Source organism: Streptomyces sp. NPDC053673 (genome assembly GCF_055585225.1).
Map to the genome: position 1 here is coordinate 84,118 of NZ_JBVJKN010000028.1, position 19,845 is coordinate 103,962.

Below are 19,845 nucleotides of genomic sequence, written 5' to 3' on the forward strand. Positions count from 1 at the left end.
TTTTAGGCCCCGCTTGCGTCATCGAGCGTAGCCCAGTGCGGAGCCCGGTCCACCGGTCCACAGGGTCTTCTCGTTGAGCTGGACGCGCTCGGCGGCGAGGGTTCCGTAGACGGTGGCGCCGAGCGCGCCACCGCCGACGGGCAGGGTCTCGCGTTGCCAGTCGGTGGCGGGAGCTCCGCACCAGAGTGTCCATTCATCGGAGGAGTCGACGCGCTTGGTCGAGTGCCGGTCAGCGGTGGCAGCCTCTGCCGTCGCCCCCTCAACTCCCAGCGACAGAGGCCCGATGCGGCGAGCGTCGACTTCATCGTGGCCTGCGACTGATCCTCTGAGTCATGTCCAGTCACGCCAAAAGTCCGATGAATGGCGTGACAAGGCTCATGACAAGACCGTCGCTTGGACGGAGTTCGCCCGTGCTCGGACTTCTCGCCCGAGGGAGGGTTCAGCCCTGCTGGAAGAGCTCCGCGGGCAGCGGCTTCAGCAGCGCGTACAGATCGTCGGTGATCGGCCGGTCCCAGCTGGCGATGGTGACGAGAACGTTGTCGCTGCGGTCGAACTGGACGCAGGAGATACGGCTTTCGGAGAGCTTGATCCTGCGGACGATCAACAGGTTGTCGCCTTGCATGACGGGGACGTCCTCGGTACCGACGACCGTGACCTCGTCGTCGTTCTCCAGCGCCGCGAGGAGCTGGGCGACCTCGAAGGGCACCTGGCCCTCGGTGAGCTCCCGGGCGGGCGAGCCCTCCGGCAGATTGCCGATGATCATCGCGGGGCCGCGGCCGCCGAACAGGTCGTAGCGCAGGAAGACACCCTGGCAGCTGCCGTCCGGCGCGGGCAGCAGGCCCGCGCCCAGATTGCCGGGCCAGTCCCCCGGGTCCATGGCCAGGACATCGAAGTCCGGGCCCGCGGGAGTGGCGGCGCTGCGGCGGCGGAGGAAGGACATGCCGCCATGGTACGTGTCCGGGCGCCCCGTCGACCGACCCGGGTTCCCGTCCCACGGCACGGTCCGACGGCGGCGCCTGCCGGGGCGCCCGTCAGGCGGATCGCGTGGCCAGATCACGCAGGAGAGTGACGGCCTCGTCGGCACGGTCGTAGGGCACGAACAAGTGGTCGTGGTGGAAGCCCGCGACGACGTTGCAGCTCAGGCCCGCGTCGGCGAGCACACGGGCGACGGCGGCGGTCAGTCCGACGGCTTCCAGCGCGGAGTGCACGCGCAGGGTGATCCAGCCGGCGACGTACGCGTAGGCCAGCCCGGCGGCGTCGGCCTCCTCCTGGCGCACGACAAGGGTGAGGCCCTCGTCCTCGGCGACGGTGACGACGGGGGTGAGGCCCGTTGGAACCGGGCCGCCGACGGTGGCGAAGACATAGCGGCCCGGGTTCAGTTGGGGCCGCATTCCGGTCAGCAGGCGGCGCAGATCACGCTCTCCACTCATGATCAACATCCTAGGCCACCCATTACCTCCTTGCATCCGTCACAGAATCCAGAAGAGACCCTTCCGAACCCAGGCGAACTGCCGATTCGGATCTACGATCCACAAATCGCTTGAGTGGGCGTCCGAGGTCCAGGCGCACCACCCGCGCGCCGCGTCGGGTCAGGTGAGGTCGAACTCTCCCTCGCGGGCGTTGAGCACGAAGGCACGCCATTCGGCCGGAGTGAAGATCAGTGACGGGCTCTCGGGGCGGGCACCGTTCCGCATCGCGATGAAACCCTCGACGAAGGCGATCTGGACGTCCCCCGCTCCTTGACTGCCCGACTGCCAGTTGGCCTGGCTCAGATCGAGGTCCGGCTTGTCCCACCCCGAAAGCGGCTGCTGCGTGGTGATGGTCTCGGCCACGTCCGTACTCCTCCCGGTTCGTCGTCCGGGCTCAGACTAGCGATCGTCGCCGGTCGCGGACAGGCCGCGGCGGGCCGACCGCGGCCGGCCCGGGCGGCGCCCGGGGGTCAGTTCGAGGGCGGCTCCGAGCCGACCAGCCATATGGAGAAGAACTGTGATCCGCCCCCGTAGGCGTGGCCGAGCGCCTTGCGGGCGCCGTCCACCTGATGCTCACCCGCCTGCCCCCGCACCTGCAGGGCCGCCTCGGCGAACCGGATCATTCCGGAGGCACCGATGGGGTTGGTGGAGAGCACCCCGCCGGACGGGTTCACGGGCAGATCACCGTCCAGTTCCGTGACGCCGGACTCGGTGAGCTTCCAGCCCTCGCCCTCCGCCGCGAAGCCGAGGTTCTCCAGCCACATCGGCTCGTACCAGGAGAACGGGACGTACATCTCGACGGCGTCGATCTCCCGGCGCGGATCGGCGATCCCGGCCTGCCGGTAGACGTCGGCCGCGCAGTCCTTGCCCGCCTGCGGGGAGACGAAGTCCTTCCCGGCGAAGAGGGTGGGCTCGCTGCGCATCGCGCCGCCGTGCACCCAGGCCGGGGGGTGCGGTGAGCGGGCCGCGCCCGCCCGGTCGGTGAGGATCATCGCGCAGGCGCCGTCGGACGACGGGCAGGTCTCCGAGTAGCGGATCGGGTCCCACAGCATCGGCGAGGACTGCACCTTCTCCAGGGTGATGCCGTGCTCGTGCAGATGGGCGTACGGATTCTTCAGGGCGTTGCGCCGGTCCTTGTACGCGACGAGGGAGCCGACCGTGTCGGGTGCGCCGGTGCGGCGCATGTACGCCCGTACGTGCGGGGCGAAGAAGCCGCCGGCGCCCGCGAGGAGGGGCTGCTGGAACGGAATGGGCAGCGACAGTCCCCACATGGCGTTCGACTCGGACTGTTTTTCGAAGGCGACAGTGAGGACGGTGCGGTGGACGCGGGCCGCGACCAGGTTCGAGGCGACGAGGGCGGTGGAGCCACCGACCGAACCCGCGGTGTGGACGCGGAGCATGGGTTTGCCGACGGCGCCGAGCGCGTCGGCGAGGTAGAGCTCCGGCATCATCACGCCCTCGAAGAAGTCGGGGGCCTTACCGATGACGACGGCGTCGATGTCCGCCCAGGTCAGCCGGGCGTCGTCCAGGGCGCGCCGGGCCGCCTCGCGCACGAGTCCGGCGATGGACACGTCGTGGCGGGCCGCGACATGTTTGGTCTGGCCGATGCCGACGACGGCCACGGGCTCCTTACCGGACATGCGGCTCTCCTTCGAGGACGGCGACCAGGTTCTGCTGCAGGCAGGGTCCTGAGGTGGCGTGGGCGAGGGCCCGGTCGGACGCGCCGCGGTGGATGCCAGCGGCGGCCTCGCCGATGCGGATGAGGCCCGCGGCCATGACCGGGTTGGCGGCGAGTGCTCCGCCGGACGGGTTGACCCTCACCCTGTCGTCGAGGTCGAGGGCCTTGCGGAGCACGACCTCCTGGGAGGTGAACGGGGCATGCAGTTCGGCGGTGTCGACCGGTCGTTCGAAGGCCCCGGCGCGCTCGGCCGCGAGCCGGGTGGAAGGCGAGTCGGTGAGGTCGCGTACGCCGAGGCTGTGCGGTTCGGTGCGGTGGTCCATGCCGCGGATCCAGGCGGGCCGTTCGCACAGTTCCCGGGCCCCGTCCCCGGCCGCGAGGATCACCGCGGCCGCGCCGTCGCCGACGGGCGGGCAGTCTCCGGTGCGCAGCGGCTGTACGACGTAGTCCCCCTGATCCCGCAGTCCGCGCAGCTGGGCATGCGGGTTGGCGGCGGCCGCGGTGCGGCTGCGGGCGGCGATACCGGCGAGTTCCCGTTCGCTCGTGTCCTCCGCGTCGATGAGCGCCTGCGCCTGGAGCGCGGCGAGGGCGACCGAATCGGGCCAGAGCGGGGCGACGTAGTAGGGGTCGAGCTGGCGGGTCAGCACATCGCGCACGGAGCCGGGCGAGGACTTCCCGTACGCGTAGACCAGTGCGGTGTCGGCCTCTCCGGTGAGGAGCTTCACCCAGGCCTCGTAGAGCGCCCAGGCGCCGTCCATCTCGACATGGGACTCGGAGATCGGCGGCCAGGCTCCGACACCGTCCAGGGCCATCGTGAAGGAGAAGGCGCGTCCGGCGAGATAGTCGGACGATCCGGAGCAGGTGAAGCCGATGTCGCCGGTGCGCAGTCCGGTCCGGTCGAGGACCTCGTGCAGAACCGGCATCAGCATCTCGACCTCGGAGAGCTCTTCGCTGCTACGCCGGTGGTCGGTCTGGGAGAAGGCGACGATCGCGACGTCTCGCATGGCTACAACAGCTCCTTGTAGGTGTCGTAGTCCGCGTCGGGTTCGCCGGTCGGCCGGTAGTGGTCGGGGTAGCGGCCTCCTTCGGTCCACACGGGTTCGACCCGCAGCCCCATGCGCACCTGGTCGTACGGGATCCCGCCGATGCGGCCGTGCAGGGCGAGGTCCGCGCCGTCGAGGGCGATGTGCGCATAGACGTAGGGCACCTCGATGTCCAGGCTCGCCGGATGACGAGACTTGATGTTGACGATGCAGTACGTGGTGACCGTGCCGCGCGGGCCGACCTCGACCTGCTCGGAAGTGGCGACGCCGCAGGTGGGGCAGGCGCCGCGGGGCGGGACGTACACCTTGCGGCAGGACGGGCACCGTTCGCCGGTGGTGCGCTGCCCGGCGAGGGCGTTGATGTAGCGGGTCTGGGCGCGGCCGGGGCTGTAGGTGTAGTCGAGCCGGGCGGGCGCGACGATGCCGGTGACGGGGTTCTCGAACTCCCCGCTGTGGCCCTGTGCCGGGGCGGGCTCCTGGCTGTCCTCGTACGGTTCGAAGCAGGCGATGTCGGTGATGGCTCCGGTGCGCTCGGCGGCCCAGCGGACACGGACGCGCATGCCGGTGCGTACGGCGTCGGGGCCGGGTGCGTCGAGGGCGTGCAGCAGCGCGGTGCCGGCCCCGTCGAGTGTCACCAGGACCCACGCGAAGGGGGTTTCGAGGGGCTGGCCGTGGCGCGGCTGTGGGTTCCAGGCCCAGGTGGTGACGGTGCCGGTGGCGGCGACCTCGACGAGGTCGCGTATCTCTTCGGCGGTCTCCGGGTCGTACTCGACGGGTGGGACGAGCACGCGGCCGTCGGAGGTCCTCACACCGAGGACGGTGCGTTCGCGCAGGCCGGTGAGGAAGGCGGACTGGACGGGACCGAGGGAGCGGGTGAAGGGGAACTCGACGACGAGCGGTGCGCGCAGCACCTCCGGTGCGGGGGCGGCTGACATGGGACTCCGTTTCTGTGCTCCGGGGGCGGTTGCGTGTCAGGCGCCGGATCATGCGCGGCGGAAGACCGGAGGGCGTTTCTCGGCGAACGCCCGGGAGCCCTCCTTCGCGTCGGCGGTGTCGAAGACGGACCAGCCGCGTTTCAGTTCTGCCGCGAGCCCTTCGGTCTCCGTCATCTCGGCGGTCTCGTACACCGACGCCTTCACGGCCTCCACGGCCAGCGGGCCGCAGTCGTTGATCTGTCCGGCGATGGCGAGGGCCTTGTCCAGGGCGGTGCCGTCGGGGACGACGTGACCGACGAGCCCGATGCGTTCTGCTTCGGCGGCGGTGTAGGGACGGCCGGTGAGGAGCATTTCGAGCGCGTGGGTGCGCGGAATCTGCCGCTGGAGCCGTACGGTCGAGCCACCGATCGGGAAGAGGCCGCGCTTCACCTCGAAGAGCCCGAAGGTGGCGCTCTCGCCCGCGACTCGGATGTCGGTGCCCTGAAGGATCTCCGTGCCGCCGGCCACACAGTGGCCCTCCACGGCGGCGATGACCGGTTTGCGGGGCCGATGGTGGCGCAGCATGGCCTTCCAGTGCAGATCGGGGTCGGCGCTGAGCCGGTCCCGGTACTGCTGCCCGTCCATCCCCTTGCCCGCAAGAGCCTTGAGGTCCATCCCGGCACAGAACGCGCCACCCGCGCCGGTGAGGACGACGGAGCGGATCTCGTCGTCCTCGTCGGCCTCCAGCCAGCCGTCGTGGAGCCCGACCAGCATCGGCAGCGACAGTGCGTTCTTCGCCTCGGGCCTGTTCAGGGTGAGCACCAGTGTGGCGCCCTCGCGCTGCACGGTGAGGTGTTCCGTACCCGCCATGACCGTCCTCCCGTCTCAAGACCTAGTGCCGCGACCGGCAATGTTTGCCCGTCGAGGAGCGTCGTCCGGTGCGTGCCATCGCAAGGCGGCCGGAAGTCCTTGTAGCGGAGCTACCAGGGCTTTCGGCCAACGCAGCGAGGGTGCGTGCCGGGCGGCGCGACAGGGCAAAGCTTGCCGGGAGGGGCACTAGAACAGGTTGCAGGAGGCCGGGGTCCAGTTCAATAGTTTTCTGACAGTCAGTCAGATTTCTTCTGCGGGACCCCTTCCCACTTGTGTGCGGCGGCGCTCTAATGACCGCTCCGAGGCAGTTGTCAGCGCCGAGTGCGGCCGGGGTCAGGAGGAATGGTGGAGTACAACCTTGCCGACCTGTTCGAGTCGGTCGTGGACGTGGTCCCGGACCGCGAGGCGCTGGTCCACATCGACCATCCCGGAACGGGCGCGGAGCGCCGGCTCACCTACGCGGAGCTCGACGCCGCCGCGAACCGCGTCGCACACCACCTCGCCGGTGCCGGCCTGGAGCCCGGCGACCACCTCGGGCTGCACCTCTACAACGGCATCGAGTATCTGCAGACCGTCCTCGGCTGCCTGAAGGCACGCCTCGTCCCGGTCAATGTGAACTACCGCTACGTGGAAGAGGAGTTGGTCTACCTCTACCGCGACGCGGATCTCGCCGCTCTGGTCTTCGACGCCGAGTTCACGGAACGGGTCGCGGCCGTCCTGAGGCGGGCGGAGAAGCTCCGGCATCTCGTACGGGTGGGGACCCCTCCCGAGAACGCCCCCGCGCTCGACTGCACGGCCTTCACGGACGCCGAGGCGGCCGGCTCGCCGGAGCGCGGCTTCGGTCCGCGCTCGGCGGACGACCAGTTCATCATCTACACCGGCGGCACCACCGGGATGCCCAAGGGTGTGATGTGGCGGCAGGAGGATCTCTTCTTCGCCGGGCTCGGCGGCGGCGCGCCCACCGGGGAGCCGGTGAAACGGCCGGAGGAGCTCGCCGAGCGGGTGGCGGCGGGGGGCGACGGCATCACGTTCTTCCCCACTCCCCCGCTGATGCACGGGACGTCGACGCTCACGGCGTTCATCGGCTTCAACTTCGGGCAGCGGGTCGTGCTCCACCGCAAGTACGTGCCCGAAGAGGTGCTCCGCACGATCGAGCGGGAGCGGGTGACGTCCGTGTCGCTGGTCGGCGACGCGATGCTGAGGCCGCTGATCGACGCGCTGAACGGATCACTGAAGGGCACGGACCTCTCCGCGCTGTTCAGTGTGTCCTCGTCGGGCGCGATCATGTCCGAGACGGTGCGCGAGCAGTTCAAGGCGCTGGCGCCGAACGTGATGCTGCTGAACAACTTCGGCTCCTCGGAGTCCGGCTTCAACGGTACGGCGACGGACGACTCGGGCCAGGACAAGGGCTTCCGGCTGCGCGTCAACGCCCGTACGCAGGTCATCGACCCGGCCACGTACGAACCCGTGGCCGTCGGTGAGCCGGGCCGTATCGCTCAGCGCGGCCATGTGCCGCTCGGCTACTACAACGACCCGGACAAGACCGCCGAGACCTTCTTCCACAAGGGCGACGAGCGGTGGGTGCTGCTCGGCGACATGGCGACGGTCGACGAGGAGGGCGTCGTCACCGTCCTCGGTCGCGGCTCGCAGTGCATCAACACGGGCGGAGAGAAGGTCTATCCGGAGGAGGTCGAGCAGGCACTCAAGGCCCATCCGGACGTGTACGACGCGCTGGTCGCGGGGGTGCCCGATGCGACATGGGGCAACCATGTGGCGGCGGTCGTGCAGTTGCGGGCAGGCGCGGATCCGCTGGATCTGGACTCCGTGCAGGCGCACTGTCGTACGCGGCTGGCCGGGTACAAGATCCCCCGGCAACTGGTGATCACACCGGCGATCCAGCGCTCGCCGAGCGGGAAGGCGGACTACCGCTGGGCGCGGGCGGTGGCGACGGCGGAGGCGGGGGGCGAGGGTCAGGCCGTCCCGGGCCGGTGACCTGACGTACCGAAGTACCGGCGCGCCGACGAACCGACATCCCGGAGCGCCGACGTTCCGTAGCGTCGGCGTACCGGCGCGCATGCGGTGTGCCGGATGCCAGCGGCCCCGGCAGCGGACCTGCTGCCGGGGCCGCGGTGACACTTCCGGATGGCTCCGTGGACGGCCGTCGGTCGTCTACGACTCGTCGTTCACCCAGAGCTGGTACTTGCCGTTGACGGGCTTGCAGTGCCACTGGGAGTAGGCGGAGTTCTTGCCGTCGTCGTAGCACTCCCTGTGGGTGCGGTAGGTGCCGACGTAGATCCACGAGTAGGCGATCGGCGCCGCGGCCGTCGTGTTCATGCCGGAGGACGCGGGTGTGGCCTGCGCGGTGGCGACGGTGCCCCCGGTCAGCAGGGCGGCTCCCATCGCGGCCGTGGCGAGCACAAGTCCAGTACGCATGTCTGCCCTTCGAGTCGAAATCCTGCTGTCGGCGAGATCCTGAGGCACGAAGGAGCGAGGAGGAACAGGGATGGGATGTCCCGGACGTCCCTGGCGTGTCCCGGACGCTCCGCTTCGTGTCCGGGCTGGTCAGCACGCCGTCCCTCGACCGTGTCCGCACGCCCTCCGCGTGTCCCGGTCGCGGAAGCAGCGGCTCGTGATCGAGTCACGGCTCGTCATCTGTGGGGCATCGTGATTGGCGGGGATGGTCGTTGACGGCTCGCCGGACACCACCAGATGATCAACTTCATGGAAGAGGAGCGAGGTCGGGAACTCGGAGAGATCGACGACTTACCCGCATTCATGGAGTTGCTGCGCCGGCTCAAGGAAGACTCCGGTCTGTCCTACCGGCAGTTGGAGGAGCGCGCAGCGGAGGCGGGGGACGTACTGCCGCGCAGCACCGCGTCGAGCATGCTGGGCCGTGACGCCGTACCGCGACCTGATCAACTGGCTGCCTTCGTGAAAGCCTGCGGAGAAGGGCTGCCGGTGGCGGAATGGCTGCAGGCGCGGGACAGGATCGCCGGTGGGCCGGGGACCGGTGTCGCCGGGACACCACCGCCACGGCGTGGTCCGCTCAACAAGCCACCGCGCAGGGTTGCAGCACTGGCCGTGTCGGTGGCCGTCCTGATCCTGGCCGCCGTCGGGGCATGGAGGCTGACGGCGGCCGGCTCACCGGGGAACAGCCCGGACCGGATCGCGCCTTCCGCGTCCACCGGCGTCGCGCCGGCACTGCTGAGCGGCTGGGTACTCATTCGCCCGGTCACTGCTCCTGACCTCTGCCTGACCGACGGACGGGTCCTGGACCGCCGGTACACCCCGCTGGTGGCCGTTCAGCGGCCGTGCACCAAGGCGGCACCACAGGCCACCAGGCTGGAGCCGATGGGCGGGGACACGTTCCGGATCCAATGGCACCATCCGGACTACGGCAAGGGCTGCCTCAAGGCACTCGCCGAGGGCCCGGGCGCGGGGTTGCTGGAGCCGTACGACGACTGCGCGCAGGGCAGCCTGTTCCACCTCGAACCGTCCGGCTCCTACGAAGGCGGCAGGTACGTCCTTCGCGTGGACGGTCAGGGATGTGCGGGGATCAAGGCCTCGGACACGGCCGAGGGGACCGAGGCCGTGATGGAGCGGTGCAGGGGCAAGGGCGGCCAGGTGTTTTTCATCGGGCCCGCGTCCTGACCCGGTACGGCACGGCGGCGTTGGGAGTCGGGTTGAGCAAGGCCGTGCGGATGTACGTATTCCCCGGCAGGCAGCCAACTCCGGAGGACCCCCATGGCCGAAGCCGGCAGCAACGTCACCGAGCTCTTCCGCACGTCGACGGCGCACAGCCCCTCGTACGCGTCGCTCAACAGGGCGGCAGGGGACAGCCGCGCGATCATCGATTTCTGCATCCCCTGCAATCCGTACTTTCCGACGCCCGAGATGTTCGAGGAACTGGGCGACCGGCTGCGGGAGATCCTCACGTACTACCCCAGCGGCGCGGACACCATCACCACCGAGCTGTGCTCGGTGCTCGGCCTCAACCCGCAGACGGTGGCCATGGGCAACGGCTCGACCGAGCTGATCACCTGGATCGACCATCTGCTGGTGCGTGAGTCGCTCGCCGTGCCGGTCCCGACGTTCGGCCGCTGGACCGACCAGCCGATGGAGACGGGCAAGCGGGTCGACATGTTCCCGCTGCCGGAGTCCTCGGGGTTCGCCCTCGATCCGGCCTCGTTCGTGGAGTTCATACGGACCCGGGGGTCCCGTACGGCCGTCATCTGCAATCCGAACAACCCGGACGGCGGGCTGCTGCCGCGCCATGCCGTCCTCGCGCTCCTCGACGCCCTTCAGGACCTGGACCTGGTCGTCGTGGACGAGTCCTTCCTGGAGTTCGCGGACGCCGAGGCGGAGACCAGCGTCGTCGCCGACGCGGTGCTGCGCCCGAACACGATCGTGCTGCGCAGTCTCGGCAAGAATTTCGGCCTGCACGGCGTGCGCTTCGGCTACCTCGTCGCCAATCCGGGCCTTGCGGGGCGGATCAGGGCGGCGCTGCCGAAATGGAATCTCAACTCCTTCGCGGAGACCGTGGTGTTCATGCTCAAGGAGCACCGGCTGGAGTACGCGCACAGCCTGCGACTGGTGCAGCGCGACCGCCAGGAGATGATCTGGCATCTGAGCCGGCTGCCCGGCCTGACCGTCCACCCGTCCCAGGGCAACTTCGTGTACGTGCGGCTGCCGGAGGGGGTCGACGGCGCGGCGCTGCGGGACCGGCTGCTGGAGGAGCACGGAGTGCTGGTCCGGGAGTGCGGCAACAAGATCGGCAGTTCCAGCCGCTATCTGCGGCTCGTGGTGCGGCCGCAGACGGATGTGCAGCAGCTGGTGGCGGGTCTTGAGCAAACCCTGTACGCGGCACACCACGCGCAGGGGACGGTCCGGGGTCCGGTACCGGGAACGGTGCCGGGACCGGTGCCTGGCCCGATGCCCGCGCTCGCGCTGCCGTACGCGTCCGGCACCGCGGCGGTGGACCGTCTCGTGCAGGGGGCCTGACTCGCAGGCCGGGGCCGCAGCCGGGGCCGGCGACGCCCGTCCGGAATTCGGTTGCCGGGCGCTGCGGCCGGTGCTGAAGTGACCGGATGGATCATGACGAGGTGCGGGCCCTGTACGACCGGCAGATGCGGCAGGGGGCACCGGCCGACGGCCCGGGCGCACGCGTCGAGCGGGTGGGTGGCGTGGTGCGGCAGACCGCCGGGGACCACGGCTGGAACGGAGTCGTGTGGTCGGGCCTGGACGCGGCCACCGCGGACGAGGCCATCGCGGACCAGATACGGCATTTCACCTCTCTGGGGCGCGAGTTCGAGTGGAAGCTGTACGCACACGACGGGCCGGCCGATCTCGCACAGCGGCTGCTCGCAGCCGGATTCGAACCGGAGCCCGAGGAGACGCTGCTGATCGCCGCGGTGGACGACCTGCCCATGGCCGTGGAACTGCCGGAGGGCGTGGAACTTCGCCAGGTGACCGACGCGGCCGGTGTGGACCTCGTGGCCCGGGTCCATGAGCAGGCCTTCGGCACGGACAGTTCGCGGCTGAGGGCGCAGCTCCTCACCCGGCTGTCCGCCCGCCCGGCCACGGTCGTGGCGGTCGTCGCGATGGCCGGGGACCTACCGGTGAGCTCCTCCCGGCTGGAGCTGCCTCCTGACCGCGACTTCGCGGGGCTGTGGGGCGGCGGCACCGTGCCCGGGTGGCGCGGCCGCGGCATCTACCGGGCCTCGGTCGCCTTCCGCAGCGGTATCGCGGCCGCCCGCGGCTACCGCTACCTGCACGTGGACGCCATGCCGACGAGCCGCCCGATTCTTCGGCGCCTCGGCTTCACCGCGTTGAGCACGACGACGCCGTACGTGTACCAGCCGGAAACGTCGGACTGACGGTCGCGCTGCGGACCGGTTCAGCCGACCGGCTGCAGCCACCCACGGACGCGGACCACGCCCGCACCGAACCGCCGGTCCATGTCCCGCTGCACGTCGTCGGTCGCCACGACGGTCCTGATGTGCACGGCATTGTGTACGACGTCGATGCTCGCCTCCAGGGCGCGCGGCAGCTCCTTCACCGACTGCTCCCGCACCTTACGCAGTTCGGCCTGGGAGTGCGCGGCGGTGGTCAGGCAGAGCGGGCCGCCCCAGTGACCTTGCGGATCTCGCGTTCGTGGCCGGTCAGGTCCCGGGTGAACCGCATGACGAGGACGGTACCGGCGCCGTCGCCGCCGGTCCGGCTGTCGATCCAGCCTCCGGCGAACTCCGGGTCCTTCTCCGCGAGCTGGAGGGCACGCTCGTAGTCCTCGACGTCGGCCTTCGAGCGGTCGACGGGCTTGCGGCCGCCTGCCGGTGCCGGGCAGGGGGCCGAGAAGTCGGGGTCCCGAGCATCGTCCTCGGGGATCTCACGGGCGTCGGAGGCGCGGGACCTCGCGGGTTCGGTGAGCGTGAAGCGCGTGCCGTCCCAGGTGCCGGTGAGTTCGTACGAGCCCCAGGTCGTGCCGTGTCGGGACTCCCGCTTCACCGACTTCCAGGTCCACCCGACGACATCGGGGCCGCTGCACTGCGGAGGCAGCGACGTCAGGACCGCCCAGCAGAGCTGGGGTCCGTGCGATGAGCTCTCCAGGACCGTCGCCTGGACCTTGTAGTGCTGCTGTGGGGGTGTCGAGGACGGGGCGACACGGCCGGGAGTCGTTTGCTGCCCGCAGGCGGCGACCAGGAGGAGAGCAGGAATCGCGGCGATCCTCGGCTTCATGCCGCTTCGACGCATGGCGGCTCGGCCCGGTTCCCGCCTGGTCCGGACCGGGTTCCGCGCGGACGCCCCGCGCGACGACCGGACCGCGGCTGTCCGCGGCCACCCGCGCCGACCGGGCCGGAATCCTCGGTGGCCCCGGGACCGCGGACCGGTCCGCCAGACCCTGTCCGGGAGCGGGTCAGTCCGTGGACAGGCCCGCCGCCGAGTGCCTCAGGGCCTCCAGCACCGGGCTGAGGAGGGGGTGGGCCTCGGCGCCGCGGCGGACCGCCGCGAAGACGCGGCGGGTGGCGGCCGGGCCCGCGACAGGCAGGACGACGGTGTCCTTGAGCTCCATGCCCCGCAGCGCCGACCGCGGGACGAGTGCCACTCCGGCGCCCGCCCCGGCCAGCGCGACGACGGCCCTGAAGTCGTCGGACGAGTGGGTCAGCCGCGGCTCGAAGCCGGCGAGTTCGCAGGCGAGGAGCATCACCTCGTGGCACGGGTTGCCCGGGTACGGGCCGATCCAGTCGGAGTCGGCCAGCTGGGCGAGCTCCACGCGGTTGCCTCCCGCCAGGGGATGCGTGCAGTGGAGGACCGCGTCGAAGGGCTCCGCGTAGAGCGGGACGCGGGCGAGGCGCCGGTCGTCCTCGCGAGGTGCTCCGCGGTACTCGACCGCGAGGGCCAGATCGGCCTCGCCGTCCAGGACCATGGGCAGGCTCTCGTCACCCTCGGCGTCCCTGACCCGTACGCGGATGCCCGGATGCTCCCCGGCGAGCCGTCCGATCGCCGGGGCGAGGACCTCGGCGATGCCGGTGGCGAACGCCGCGACCGTGACCTCCCCGGACGCGCCGCCCGCGTACGCGGCGAGCTCGGCCTCGGCCCGTTCCAGCTGGGACAGCACCGCATGGGCGTGGGCGAGCAGGATCTCACCGGCCGCGGTCAGCCGTACGCCGCGGCCGCTGCGGATCAGCAGCGTGTGGCCGGTCTCCTGCTCCAGCGCGGCGAGCTGCTGGGAGACGGCCGAGGGGGTCAGATACAGCGCTGCGGCCGCGGCGGTCACCGTACGGTGGTCCGCCACGGCACGCAGTATGCGGAGCCTGCGCGGGTCGATCACCCGGCCATTGTCGCCCGAGCGTCGACGAAGGCGGCAACCGCCCGCTCCACGTCCTCGGTGGAGTGCGCGGCGGAGAGCTGGACGCGGATCCGGGCCTGGCCCATCGGGACCACCGGGTACGAGAAGCCGATCACGTACACGCCGCGCTCCAGAAGCAGCTCGGCCATGCGGCCCGCCTCGGCGGCGTCGCCGATCATGACGGGCGCGATCGCGTGGTCGCCGGGCAGGATCTCGAAGCCCGCCTCGGTCATCTTCGTACGGAAGAGCGCGGTGTTGGCGGCGAGCTTCTCCCGCAGGTCACCGGCGGACTCCAGCAGGTCGAGGACCTTGAGGGAGGCGGCGGCGATCACTGGGGCGAGGGAGTTCGAGAACAGGTACGGGCGCGAGCGCTGGCGCAGCAGCTCCACGATCTCCGCGCGGGCGGCGACGTAGCCGCCGGACGCGCCGCCGAGGGCCTTGCCGAGCGTGCCGGTGATGATGTCGACGCGGTCCATCACTCCGTGCAGCTCGGGGGTGCCCCGGCCGCCGGGGCCGACGAAGCCGACGGCGTGCGAGTCGTCGACCATGACCATCGCGTCATAGCGGTCCGCGAGGTCGCAGATCTCCTGGAGCGGTGCGACGTAGCCGTCCATGGAGAAGACGCCGTCGGTGACGATCAGGCGGCGGCGGGCGCCGGACGCCTCCTTGAGCTTCGCCTCCAGGTCGGCCATGTCGCGGTTGGCGTAGCGGAAGCGGGCGGCCTTGGAGAGGCGGATGCCGTCGATGATCGAGGCGTGGTTGAGGGCGTCGGAGATGACGGCGTCCTCGGCGCCGAGGAGGGTCTCGAAGACGCCTCCGTTCGCGTCGAAACAGGAGGAGTAGAGGATCGTGTCCTCCTGGCCCAGGAAGGCGGAGAGCCGGCTCTCCAGCTCCTTGTGGACCTCCTGGGTGCCGCAGATGAAGCGGACCGAGGCCATGCCGTAGCCCCAGCGGTCCAGGGCCTCCTTGCCGGCGGCGACGACCTCGGGGTGGTCGGCGAGACCGAGGTAGTTGTTGGCGCAGAAGTTCAGCACGTCACCGGGGGCGCCGCCGGCGGTGACGGCGACGGACGCCGACTGCGGGGTGCCGATGACCCGCTCGGGCTTGTGGAGTCCGGCGGCACGGATCTCGTCGAGGGTGGCGCGGAGGTCATCGCGTACGGACGCGTACATAGGGGGTGCTCCCTGGGGTCACTGGGCGTGCGGGGCAAGCAGGTGAGGCGGACCGAGCAGCAGAATCAGGAGGTCCAGTCGAGGATGATCTTGCCGCTGCGGGCGGTGGCGGCCTCGTCGAAGGCCGCGTCGAAGTCCTGGTAGCCGTAGCTGCCGGTGATGACGGGGCTGAGGTCGAGCCCGCCTTCCAGCAGCACGGTCATCGCGTACCAGGTTTCGAACATCTCGCGGCCGTAGATGCCCTTGATGGTGATCATCGAGGTGACGATCTTGGACCAGTCGACGGCGAACTCCTGCGCGGGCAGTCCGAGCATGGCGATCCGGCCGCCGTGGGTCATGTTGTCGATCATGTCGCGCACGGCTTCGGGGCGGCCGGACATCTCCAGGCCGATGTCGAAGCCCTCCTTCAGGCCGAGGGTGCGCTGGGCCTCGGCGATGTCGGTCTCTGCGACATTGACCGCGAGGGTGGCGCCGGCCTTGCGGGCCAGGGCGAGGCGCGGCTCGCTGACGTCGGTGATCACGACGTTGCGGGCGCCCGCATGCCGGGCGACGGCGGCCGCCATGACGCCGATGGGGCCCGCGCCGGTGATCAGGACGTCCTCGCCGACGAGCGGGAAGGACAGCGCGGTGTGCACGGCGTTCCCGAACGGGTCGAAGATCGCGGCGATGTCCAGGTCGACCTTGGTGCGGTGCACCCACACGTTGGACGCGGGCAGGGCGACGTACTCGGCGAACGCGCCGTCACGCCCGACGCCGAGCCCGACGGTGCTGCGGCACAGGTGGCGGCGGCCCGCGAGACAGTTGCGGCACTTGCCGCAGACGAGGTGCCCCTCGCCGCTGACCAGGTCGCCGACCGCGATGTCCTGGACGTCCGTGCCGATGGCGGCGACCTCGCCGACGAACTCATGGCCCGCGACGAGCGGGGTGCTGATCGTCTGCTGGGCCCAGCCGTCCCAGGAGCGGATGTGGAGATCGGTCCCGCAGATGCCGGTACGGAGCACCTTGATCAGCACATCGCCGGGGCCGTACTCGGGCTCGGGGACGTCCATGAGCCACAGCCCGGGTTCGGCGTGCTGCTTGACGAGTGCCTTCATGGTGCGGCTCCAGGCGTGGCGATGCTCAGGGCTGACCAGGCACGAGAGCGCCGGTCGGTGGACGGGCACCAATCTGCCGAGCACGGAGCGTTCAGTCCATCGAGGATTTCTTAAACGGGCCGACAGCAAAGCTTCACGCACCGGGTGCCGGGCGCCCGGTCGGGCGCCCGGCACCGCGTCCGACACGGCTTTCGGAGTCAGCGCCGGGTCCGGAGTCGGCGCCGTCGGGAATCTGATGCGGGAATCAGCTGCTGGAGTGATCTGCCGGCATCAGATGCCGAACTCCCTCAGCGCGGCCAGGAACTCCTCCGGCCGCGCCTCATGGACGAGATGCCCGGCGTCGATGGTGACGAGCCGCGCCGCGGGGATCAATGCCGCCAGCCGTGCCAGCTCCTCCTGATCGACATGGCTCGTCGCCCCACCTCCGATCACGAGGGTCGGAGCGGTGATGGCGCCGAGGCGCGCGCGCCACGCCGGGTCGGGATCGTTGAGCTGGGCATCGAGAGACGGGACCACCGGCCAGTCGAAGTCGAGGACGCCGGCGGGCCGTTCGGCCGGGCCGCGCGGCGGGTCGAGCGCAACGAGCGGCGCCGCGTCCTCGACGACCAGGCGGCCCAGCAGCTCCGGCTCGTCCTCGGCCAGCAGATACCCGGCCGCCCCGCCCATCGAGTGCCCGATCAGGTCCGTACCGCGCAGTCCCAGGGACGTGATGAGCGCGCGCAGGTCGTCGCGGAAGAGTTCGAAGGAGTAGGTGCCGGGCCAGTCGCTCAGCCCATGGCCGCGGAAGTCGATGGCGTACACCCGGCGGGTGACGGCGAGCTGTTCCGCGATCTGTGTCCAGCCCCGGCTGCTGCCGCCCCGTCCGTGGGCGAGGACGACGGGCGGGGCGCTCTCGTCGCCCCAGGTGCGGTAGGCGAGACGCGTCCCGTCGGGGGCCTCGACGCTGCGTACGGCGGGGTCGAGGAAGGCGGCGACGGTGCGGGTGAAGGCGCCGGGGTCGTCCAGCCAGGGATAGTGGCCGGCGCCGCGCTGGACGGCGGTCGTCCCGTGCGGGAACAGCGCGGCGATCTCCGCGGCGCGGGATGGGGTGGGCCCTCCGTCGTACTCGCCTGCGAGCACGAGGACCGGCGCGTCCAGGGCCGCGACGGCGTTCAGCGTGGCGGCCGGGTCGAAGGCACCGTCCGCGAAGTAGGCGCGCCGCGCCTGCGGGTTGGCCTGGTGTGCGTCGTCCGCCGCGTGCGCCCTGGCAGCGGCGTCCCAGCGGCCGTACATGAACGGCACGATGTCCGGCCAGAGGTCGTCGGCGTCCCGGCCCGCCCAGAACGCCTCCCATGCGGCGCGGCCCTCGGGGTACCAGGACTCGCTGTGGCGCAGCGCGACGGCATCGCGCCAGTCCTGTTCGGTGGCCTCGACGCCGAGGGCGCGGGTGCCGGGGGTGACGAGGGTCAGCGAGCGCACCCGCTCGGGGTACGCGGCGGCGTACAGCAGCGCGAGGTTGCCCGAGGCCGAGTGTCCGAGGAAGTCGGCGGAGTCGAGTCCGAGATGCGCCCGCAGCGCCTCGACATCCTCGACGAGCCGGTCACAGCGGTACGTCGCCGGGTCGTCCGGCACCGCGGAGTCACCGGTGCCGCGCAGGTCGAGCCGTACGAGTGTGCGGTGCGCGCCGAGCCCGCCCAGGTCGCCGAAGTAGGCGGATGCCCGCATCGGACCCCCCGGAAGACAGATGAGCGGCTCCCCCGCCCCCTCGACGTGGTAAGCGAGTGTGGTCCCGTCGTACGCGCTGAAGCTCGGCATACCGCGATCTTCTCCGCGTGTCCGCGATCCTGCCAACGGTCCCCGGGATCCGGCGGGGCCGTTTTCGCCGCAGGCGATCGCGCGCCGGGCATGAACCCGCAGGGCATGAACAGACCCCGGAGAATCTCCGGGGCGTCGCTCACTTCCGCGGCCCGGGATGGTCCGGGTCCTGGTGGGCTTCCGGAAGGGGGTTGTGGCCCTCGCTCCAGTGGTTGACCCAGCCGCACAGGGGACACGAGTACCGGCCGTCGATGCCGTGCACCTCGGTTCCGCACTGTTTGCAGTCGGTCCGCGTGATCTCGGTGCCGGTGACCGCCGGCTCGGGCGCCGGATCGGGAAGCCATCTGGGCATGGGGCGACTGTACCGTCCACGGATCCGGGGGTGACCGGGAGGACCAGCGCCGTACAGAAGTCAGGACGCCGGTCTTGACGCCCGGGCGGGTGGCTGGATTACTGATCACGGACAGCTTGACCGAATGATCGGTCGTCCGACTTGCGACGGTGACACGGGAGTCTTCCGTATGACGGACAGGACGGACAGGACGGACCTCACGCATCTCACGGATCTCACGGACCTGGCGGATCTGCTGGACGCCGGGGAGCGACTGAGCCACGAGGAGCTCCGGGCCCTGCAGCTGGAACGGCTGCGGGCCACCCTGCGCCATGCGTACGAGAACGTCGGATTCTACCGGGAGTCGTTCGACAAGGCGGGGCTGCGACCCGAGGACTGCCGCTCGCTCGACGATCTCGCGCGCTTTCCGTTCACCACGAAGGCCGATCTGCGCGATCACTACCCGTTCGGGATGTTCGCGGTGGAGCAGTCGCGGGTACGGCGCATCCACGCCTCCAGCGGCACGACCGGGCGTCCCACGGTCGTCGGGTACACCGACCGCGACCTCGACACCTGGGCGGACGTCGTGGCCCGCTCGATCCGCGCGGCCGGCGGGCGGCCGGGGCACAAGGTTCATGTGGCCTACGGATACGGGCTGTTCACCGGCGGCCTCGGCGCGCACTACGGGGCGGAGAGGCTGGGCTGCACGGTCATCCCGGCGTCGGGCGGGATGACGTCCCGACAGGTCCAGCTGATCCAGGACTTCCGGCCCGAGATCATCATGGTGACGCCCTCGTACATGCTGACGCTGCTGGACGAGTTCGAGCGGCAGGGCGTCGATCCACGGGCTACCTCGCTCAAGGTCGGGATCTTCGGCGCGGAGCCGTGGACCGAGGAGATGCGGCGCGAGATCGAGGAGCGGTTCGCGATCGACGCGGTCGACATCTACGGGCTGTCCGAGGTGATCGGTCCGGGCGTGGCACAGGAGTGCGTCGAGACCAAGGACGGCCTGCACATCTGGGAGGACCACTTCTACCCGGAGGTCGTGGATCCGTTCACGGGCGAGGTGCTGCCGGACGGGGAGGAGGGAGAGTTGGTGTTCACCTCGCTCACCAAGGAAGCGATGCCGGTGATCCGGTACCGGACCCGGGATCTGACGCGACTGCTGCCGGGGACGGCGCGGGTGTTCCGGCGGATGGAGAAGGTCACCGGCCGCAGCGACGACATGATCATCCTGCGTGGGGTGAATCTCTTCCCCACCCAGATCGAGGAGATCGTGCTGCGTACGCCGGGTGTCGCCCCGCACTTCCAGTTGCGGCTGACCCGCGAGGGCCGGATGGACGCGCTGACTGTACGGGCCGAGGCCCGCGGCGCGGCGTCGCCCGATCAGCGGGCCGCCGCCGCGCGGGAGATCGCGGCGGCGGTGAAGGACGGGATCGGGGTGTCGGTGGCGGTGGAGGTGGTCGACCCGGAGGCGCTGGAACGCTCGGTGGGCAAGATCAAGCGGATCGTAGACCTCCGCGACGCGGCCCAGGGGGACTAGATGAATGAGTCCGATGTGTGTGCTGGTCGCGACCATGGCGAAGGGCGCCCGTTGGTCAGTGTGTGAAGACAAACCTGGACGCCCTTCTGGC

Annotated in this window: 21 protein-coding genes; 5 read left to right on the forward strand and 16 right to left on the reverse strand. The window is 70.6% G+C overall.

Annotation, left to right across the window (positions count from 1 at the left end):
- Window positions 1–18 precede the first annotated feature (18 nt).
- The 8 genes from ACZ6ZQ_RS30095 to ACZ6ZQ_RS30130 form a co-directional block, all read right to left on the reverse strand.
- Window positions 19–285, reverse strand: coding sequence for a glycoside hydrolase N-terminal domain-containing protein (locus ACZ6ZQ_RS30095; RefSeq protein WP_469771685.1), 267 nt, complete (start codon window positions 283–285; stop codon window positions 19–21).
- A 154-nt stretch (window positions 286–439) separates the two neighbouring features.
- Complete coding sequence (locus ACZ6ZQ_RS30100; protein WP_469771664.1) at window positions 440–940, reverse strand: hypothetical protein; 501 nt, start codon at window positions 938–940, stop codon at window positions 440–442.
- 91 nt (window positions 941–1,031) lie between these two features.
- Complete coding sequence (locus tag ACZ6ZQ_RS30105; RefSeq protein ID WP_469771665.1) at window positions 1,032–1,430, reverse strand: ACT domain-containing protein; 399 nt, start codon at window positions 1,428–1,430, stop codon at window positions 1,032–1,034.
- 159 nt (window positions 1,431–1,589) lie between these two features.
- Window positions 1,590–1,832 (reverse strand): DUF397 domain-containing protein, encoded by a 243-nt coding sequence (locus tag ACZ6ZQ_RS30110; RefSeq protein WP_469771666.1) that lies wholly within the window; start codon window positions 1,830–1,832, stop codon window positions 1,590–1,592.
- Window positions 1,833–1,939: 107 nt separating this feature from the next.
- Window positions 1,940–3,109, reverse strand: a complete 1,170-nt coding sequence (locus tag ACZ6ZQ_RS30115) for a thiolase domain-containing protein (protein WP_469771667.1) — start codon at window positions 3,107–3,109, stop codon at window positions 1,940–1,942.
- Window positions 3,099–4,151, reverse strand: coding sequence for a thiolase domain-containing protein (locus tag ACZ6ZQ_RS30120; RefSeq protein WP_469771668.1), 1,053 nt, complete (start codon window positions 4,149–4,151; stop codon window positions 3,099–3,101). The genes ACZ6ZQ_RS30115 and ACZ6ZQ_RS30120 overlap by 11 nt, the downstream gene beginning before the upstream one ends.
- A gap of 2 nt (window positions 4,152–4,153) precedes the next feature.
- Window positions 4,154–5,125, reverse strand: a complete 972-nt coding sequence (locus ACZ6ZQ_RS30125; RefSeq protein WP_469771669.1) for a Zn-ribbon domain-containing OB-fold protein — start codon at window positions 5,123–5,125, stop codon at window positions 4,154–4,156.
- A gap of 48 nt (window positions 5,126–5,173) precedes the next feature.
- Window positions 5,174–5,974 (reverse strand): crotonase/enoyl-CoA hydratase family protein, encoded by an 801-nt coding sequence (locus ACZ6ZQ_RS30130; RefSeq protein ID WP_469771670.1) that lies wholly within the window; start codon window positions 5,972–5,974, stop codon window positions 5,174–5,176.
- 345 nt (window positions 5,975–6,319) lie between these two features.
- Here ACZ6ZQ_RS30130 and ACZ6ZQ_RS30135 point away from each other — a divergent pair, with 345 nt between their 5' ends.
- Window positions 6,320–7,966: an acyl-CoA synthetase gene (locus ACZ6ZQ_RS30135; RefSeq protein ID WP_469771686.1), complete on the forward strand. Its 1,647-nt coding sequence runs from the start codon at window positions 6,320–6,322 to the stop codon at window positions 7,964–7,966.
- 177 nt (window positions 7,967–8,143) lie between these two features.
- Here ACZ6ZQ_RS30135 and ACZ6ZQ_RS30140 read toward each other — a convergent pair whose 3' ends face one another.
- Window positions 8,144–8,407: a hypothetical protein gene (locus tag ACZ6ZQ_RS30140; protein ID WP_469771671.1), complete on the reverse strand. Its 264-nt coding sequence runs from the start codon at window positions 8,405–8,407 to the stop codon at window positions 8,144–8,146.
- 288 nt (window positions 8,408–8,695) lie between these two features.
- Between ACZ6ZQ_RS30140 and ACZ6ZQ_RS30145 the strand changes: the two genes are divergently transcribed.
- The 3 genes from ACZ6ZQ_RS30145 to ACZ6ZQ_RS30155 all read left to right on the forward strand — a co-directional run bounded on the left by ACZ6ZQ_RS30145 (window position 8,696) and on the right by ACZ6ZQ_RS30155 (window position 11,850).
- Window positions 8,696–9,625 (forward strand): RICIN domain-containing protein, encoded by a 930-nt coding sequence (locus ACZ6ZQ_RS30145; RefSeq protein ID WP_469771672.1) that lies wholly within the window; start codon window positions 8,696–8,698, stop codon window positions 9,623–9,625.
- 93 nt (window positions 9,626–9,718) lie between these two features.
- Window positions 9,719–10,975, forward strand: coding sequence for a pyridoxal phosphate-dependent aminotransferase (locus ACZ6ZQ_RS30150; protein WP_469771673.1), 1,257 nt, complete (start codon window positions 9,719–9,721; stop codon window positions 10,973–10,975).
- A gap of 86 nt (window positions 10,976–11,061) precedes the next feature.
- Entirely contained in the window at window positions 11,062–11,850 is a 789-nt protein-coding gene (locus ACZ6ZQ_RS30155) for a GNAT family N-acetyltransferase (RefSeq protein WP_469771674.1), read from the forward strand.
- A gap of 20 nt (window positions 11,851–11,870) precedes the next feature.
- On the opposite strand, the gene ACZ6ZQ_RS30160 is transcribed toward ACZ6ZQ_RS30155, so the two are convergent.
- From ACZ6ZQ_RS30160 to ACZ6ZQ_RS30190, 7 genes are all read right to left on the reverse strand, one after another.
- Window positions 11,871–12,032, reverse strand: a complete 162-nt coding sequence (locus ACZ6ZQ_RS30160) for a hypothetical protein (RefSeq protein ID WP_469771675.1) — start codon at window positions 12,030–12,032, stop codon at window positions 11,871–11,873.
- A gap of 50 nt (window positions 12,033–12,082) precedes the next feature.
- On the reverse strand, window positions 12,083–12,709 hold the full coding sequence (locus ACZ6ZQ_RS30165; RefSeq protein WP_469771676.1) for a hypothetical protein: 627 nt from the start codon (window positions 12,707–12,709) through the stop codon (window positions 12,083–12,085).
- A 178-nt stretch (window positions 12,710–12,887) separates the two neighbouring features.
- A complete protein-coding gene (locus ACZ6ZQ_RS30170) occupies window positions 12,888–13,802 on the reverse strand; it encodes a LysR family transcriptional regulator (RefSeq protein ID WP_469771677.1) in 915 nt (304 codons plus the stop codon).
- Complete coding sequence (locus ACZ6ZQ_RS30175; RefSeq protein WP_469771678.1) at window positions 13,799–14,992, reverse strand: glycine C-acetyltransferase; 1,194 nt, start codon at window positions 14,990–14,992, stop codon at window positions 13,799–13,801. The genes ACZ6ZQ_RS30170 and ACZ6ZQ_RS30175 overlap by 4 nt, the downstream gene beginning before the upstream one ends.
- A gap of 65 nt (window positions 14,993–15,057) precedes the next feature.
- Window positions 15,058–16,086, reverse strand: coding sequence for an L-threonine 3-dehydrogenase (gene tdh / locus ACZ6ZQ_RS30180; RefSeq protein ID WP_469771679.1), 1,029 nt, complete (start codon window positions 16,084–16,086; stop codon window positions 15,058–15,060).
- A gap of 270 nt (window positions 16,087–16,356) precedes the next feature.
- The gene (locus ACZ6ZQ_RS30185) at window positions 16,357–17,880 is read right to left on the reverse strand and encodes an alpha/beta fold hydrolase (protein WP_469771680.1); all 1,524 of its coding nucleotides are present in this window, start codon (window positions 17,878–17,880) and stop codon (window positions 16,357–16,359) included.
- Window positions 17,881–18,019: 139 nt separating this feature from the next.
- Window positions 18,020–18,232 (reverse strand): hypothetical protein, encoded by a 213-nt coding sequence (locus ACZ6ZQ_RS30190; protein WP_469771681.1) that lies wholly within the window; start codon window positions 18,230–18,232, stop codon window positions 18,020–18,022.
- Between the two features lie 169 nt (window positions 18,233–18,401).
- On the opposite strand from ACZ6ZQ_RS30190, the gene paaK reads away from it, so the two are divergent.
- Window positions 18,402–19,754, forward strand: coding sequence for a phenylacetate--CoA ligase PaaK (gene paaK, locus ACZ6ZQ_RS30195; protein WP_469771682.1), 1,353 nt, complete (start codon window positions 18,402–18,404; stop codon window positions 19,752–19,754).
- The last annotated feature ends 91 nt before the right edge of the window (window positions 19,755–19,845 follow it).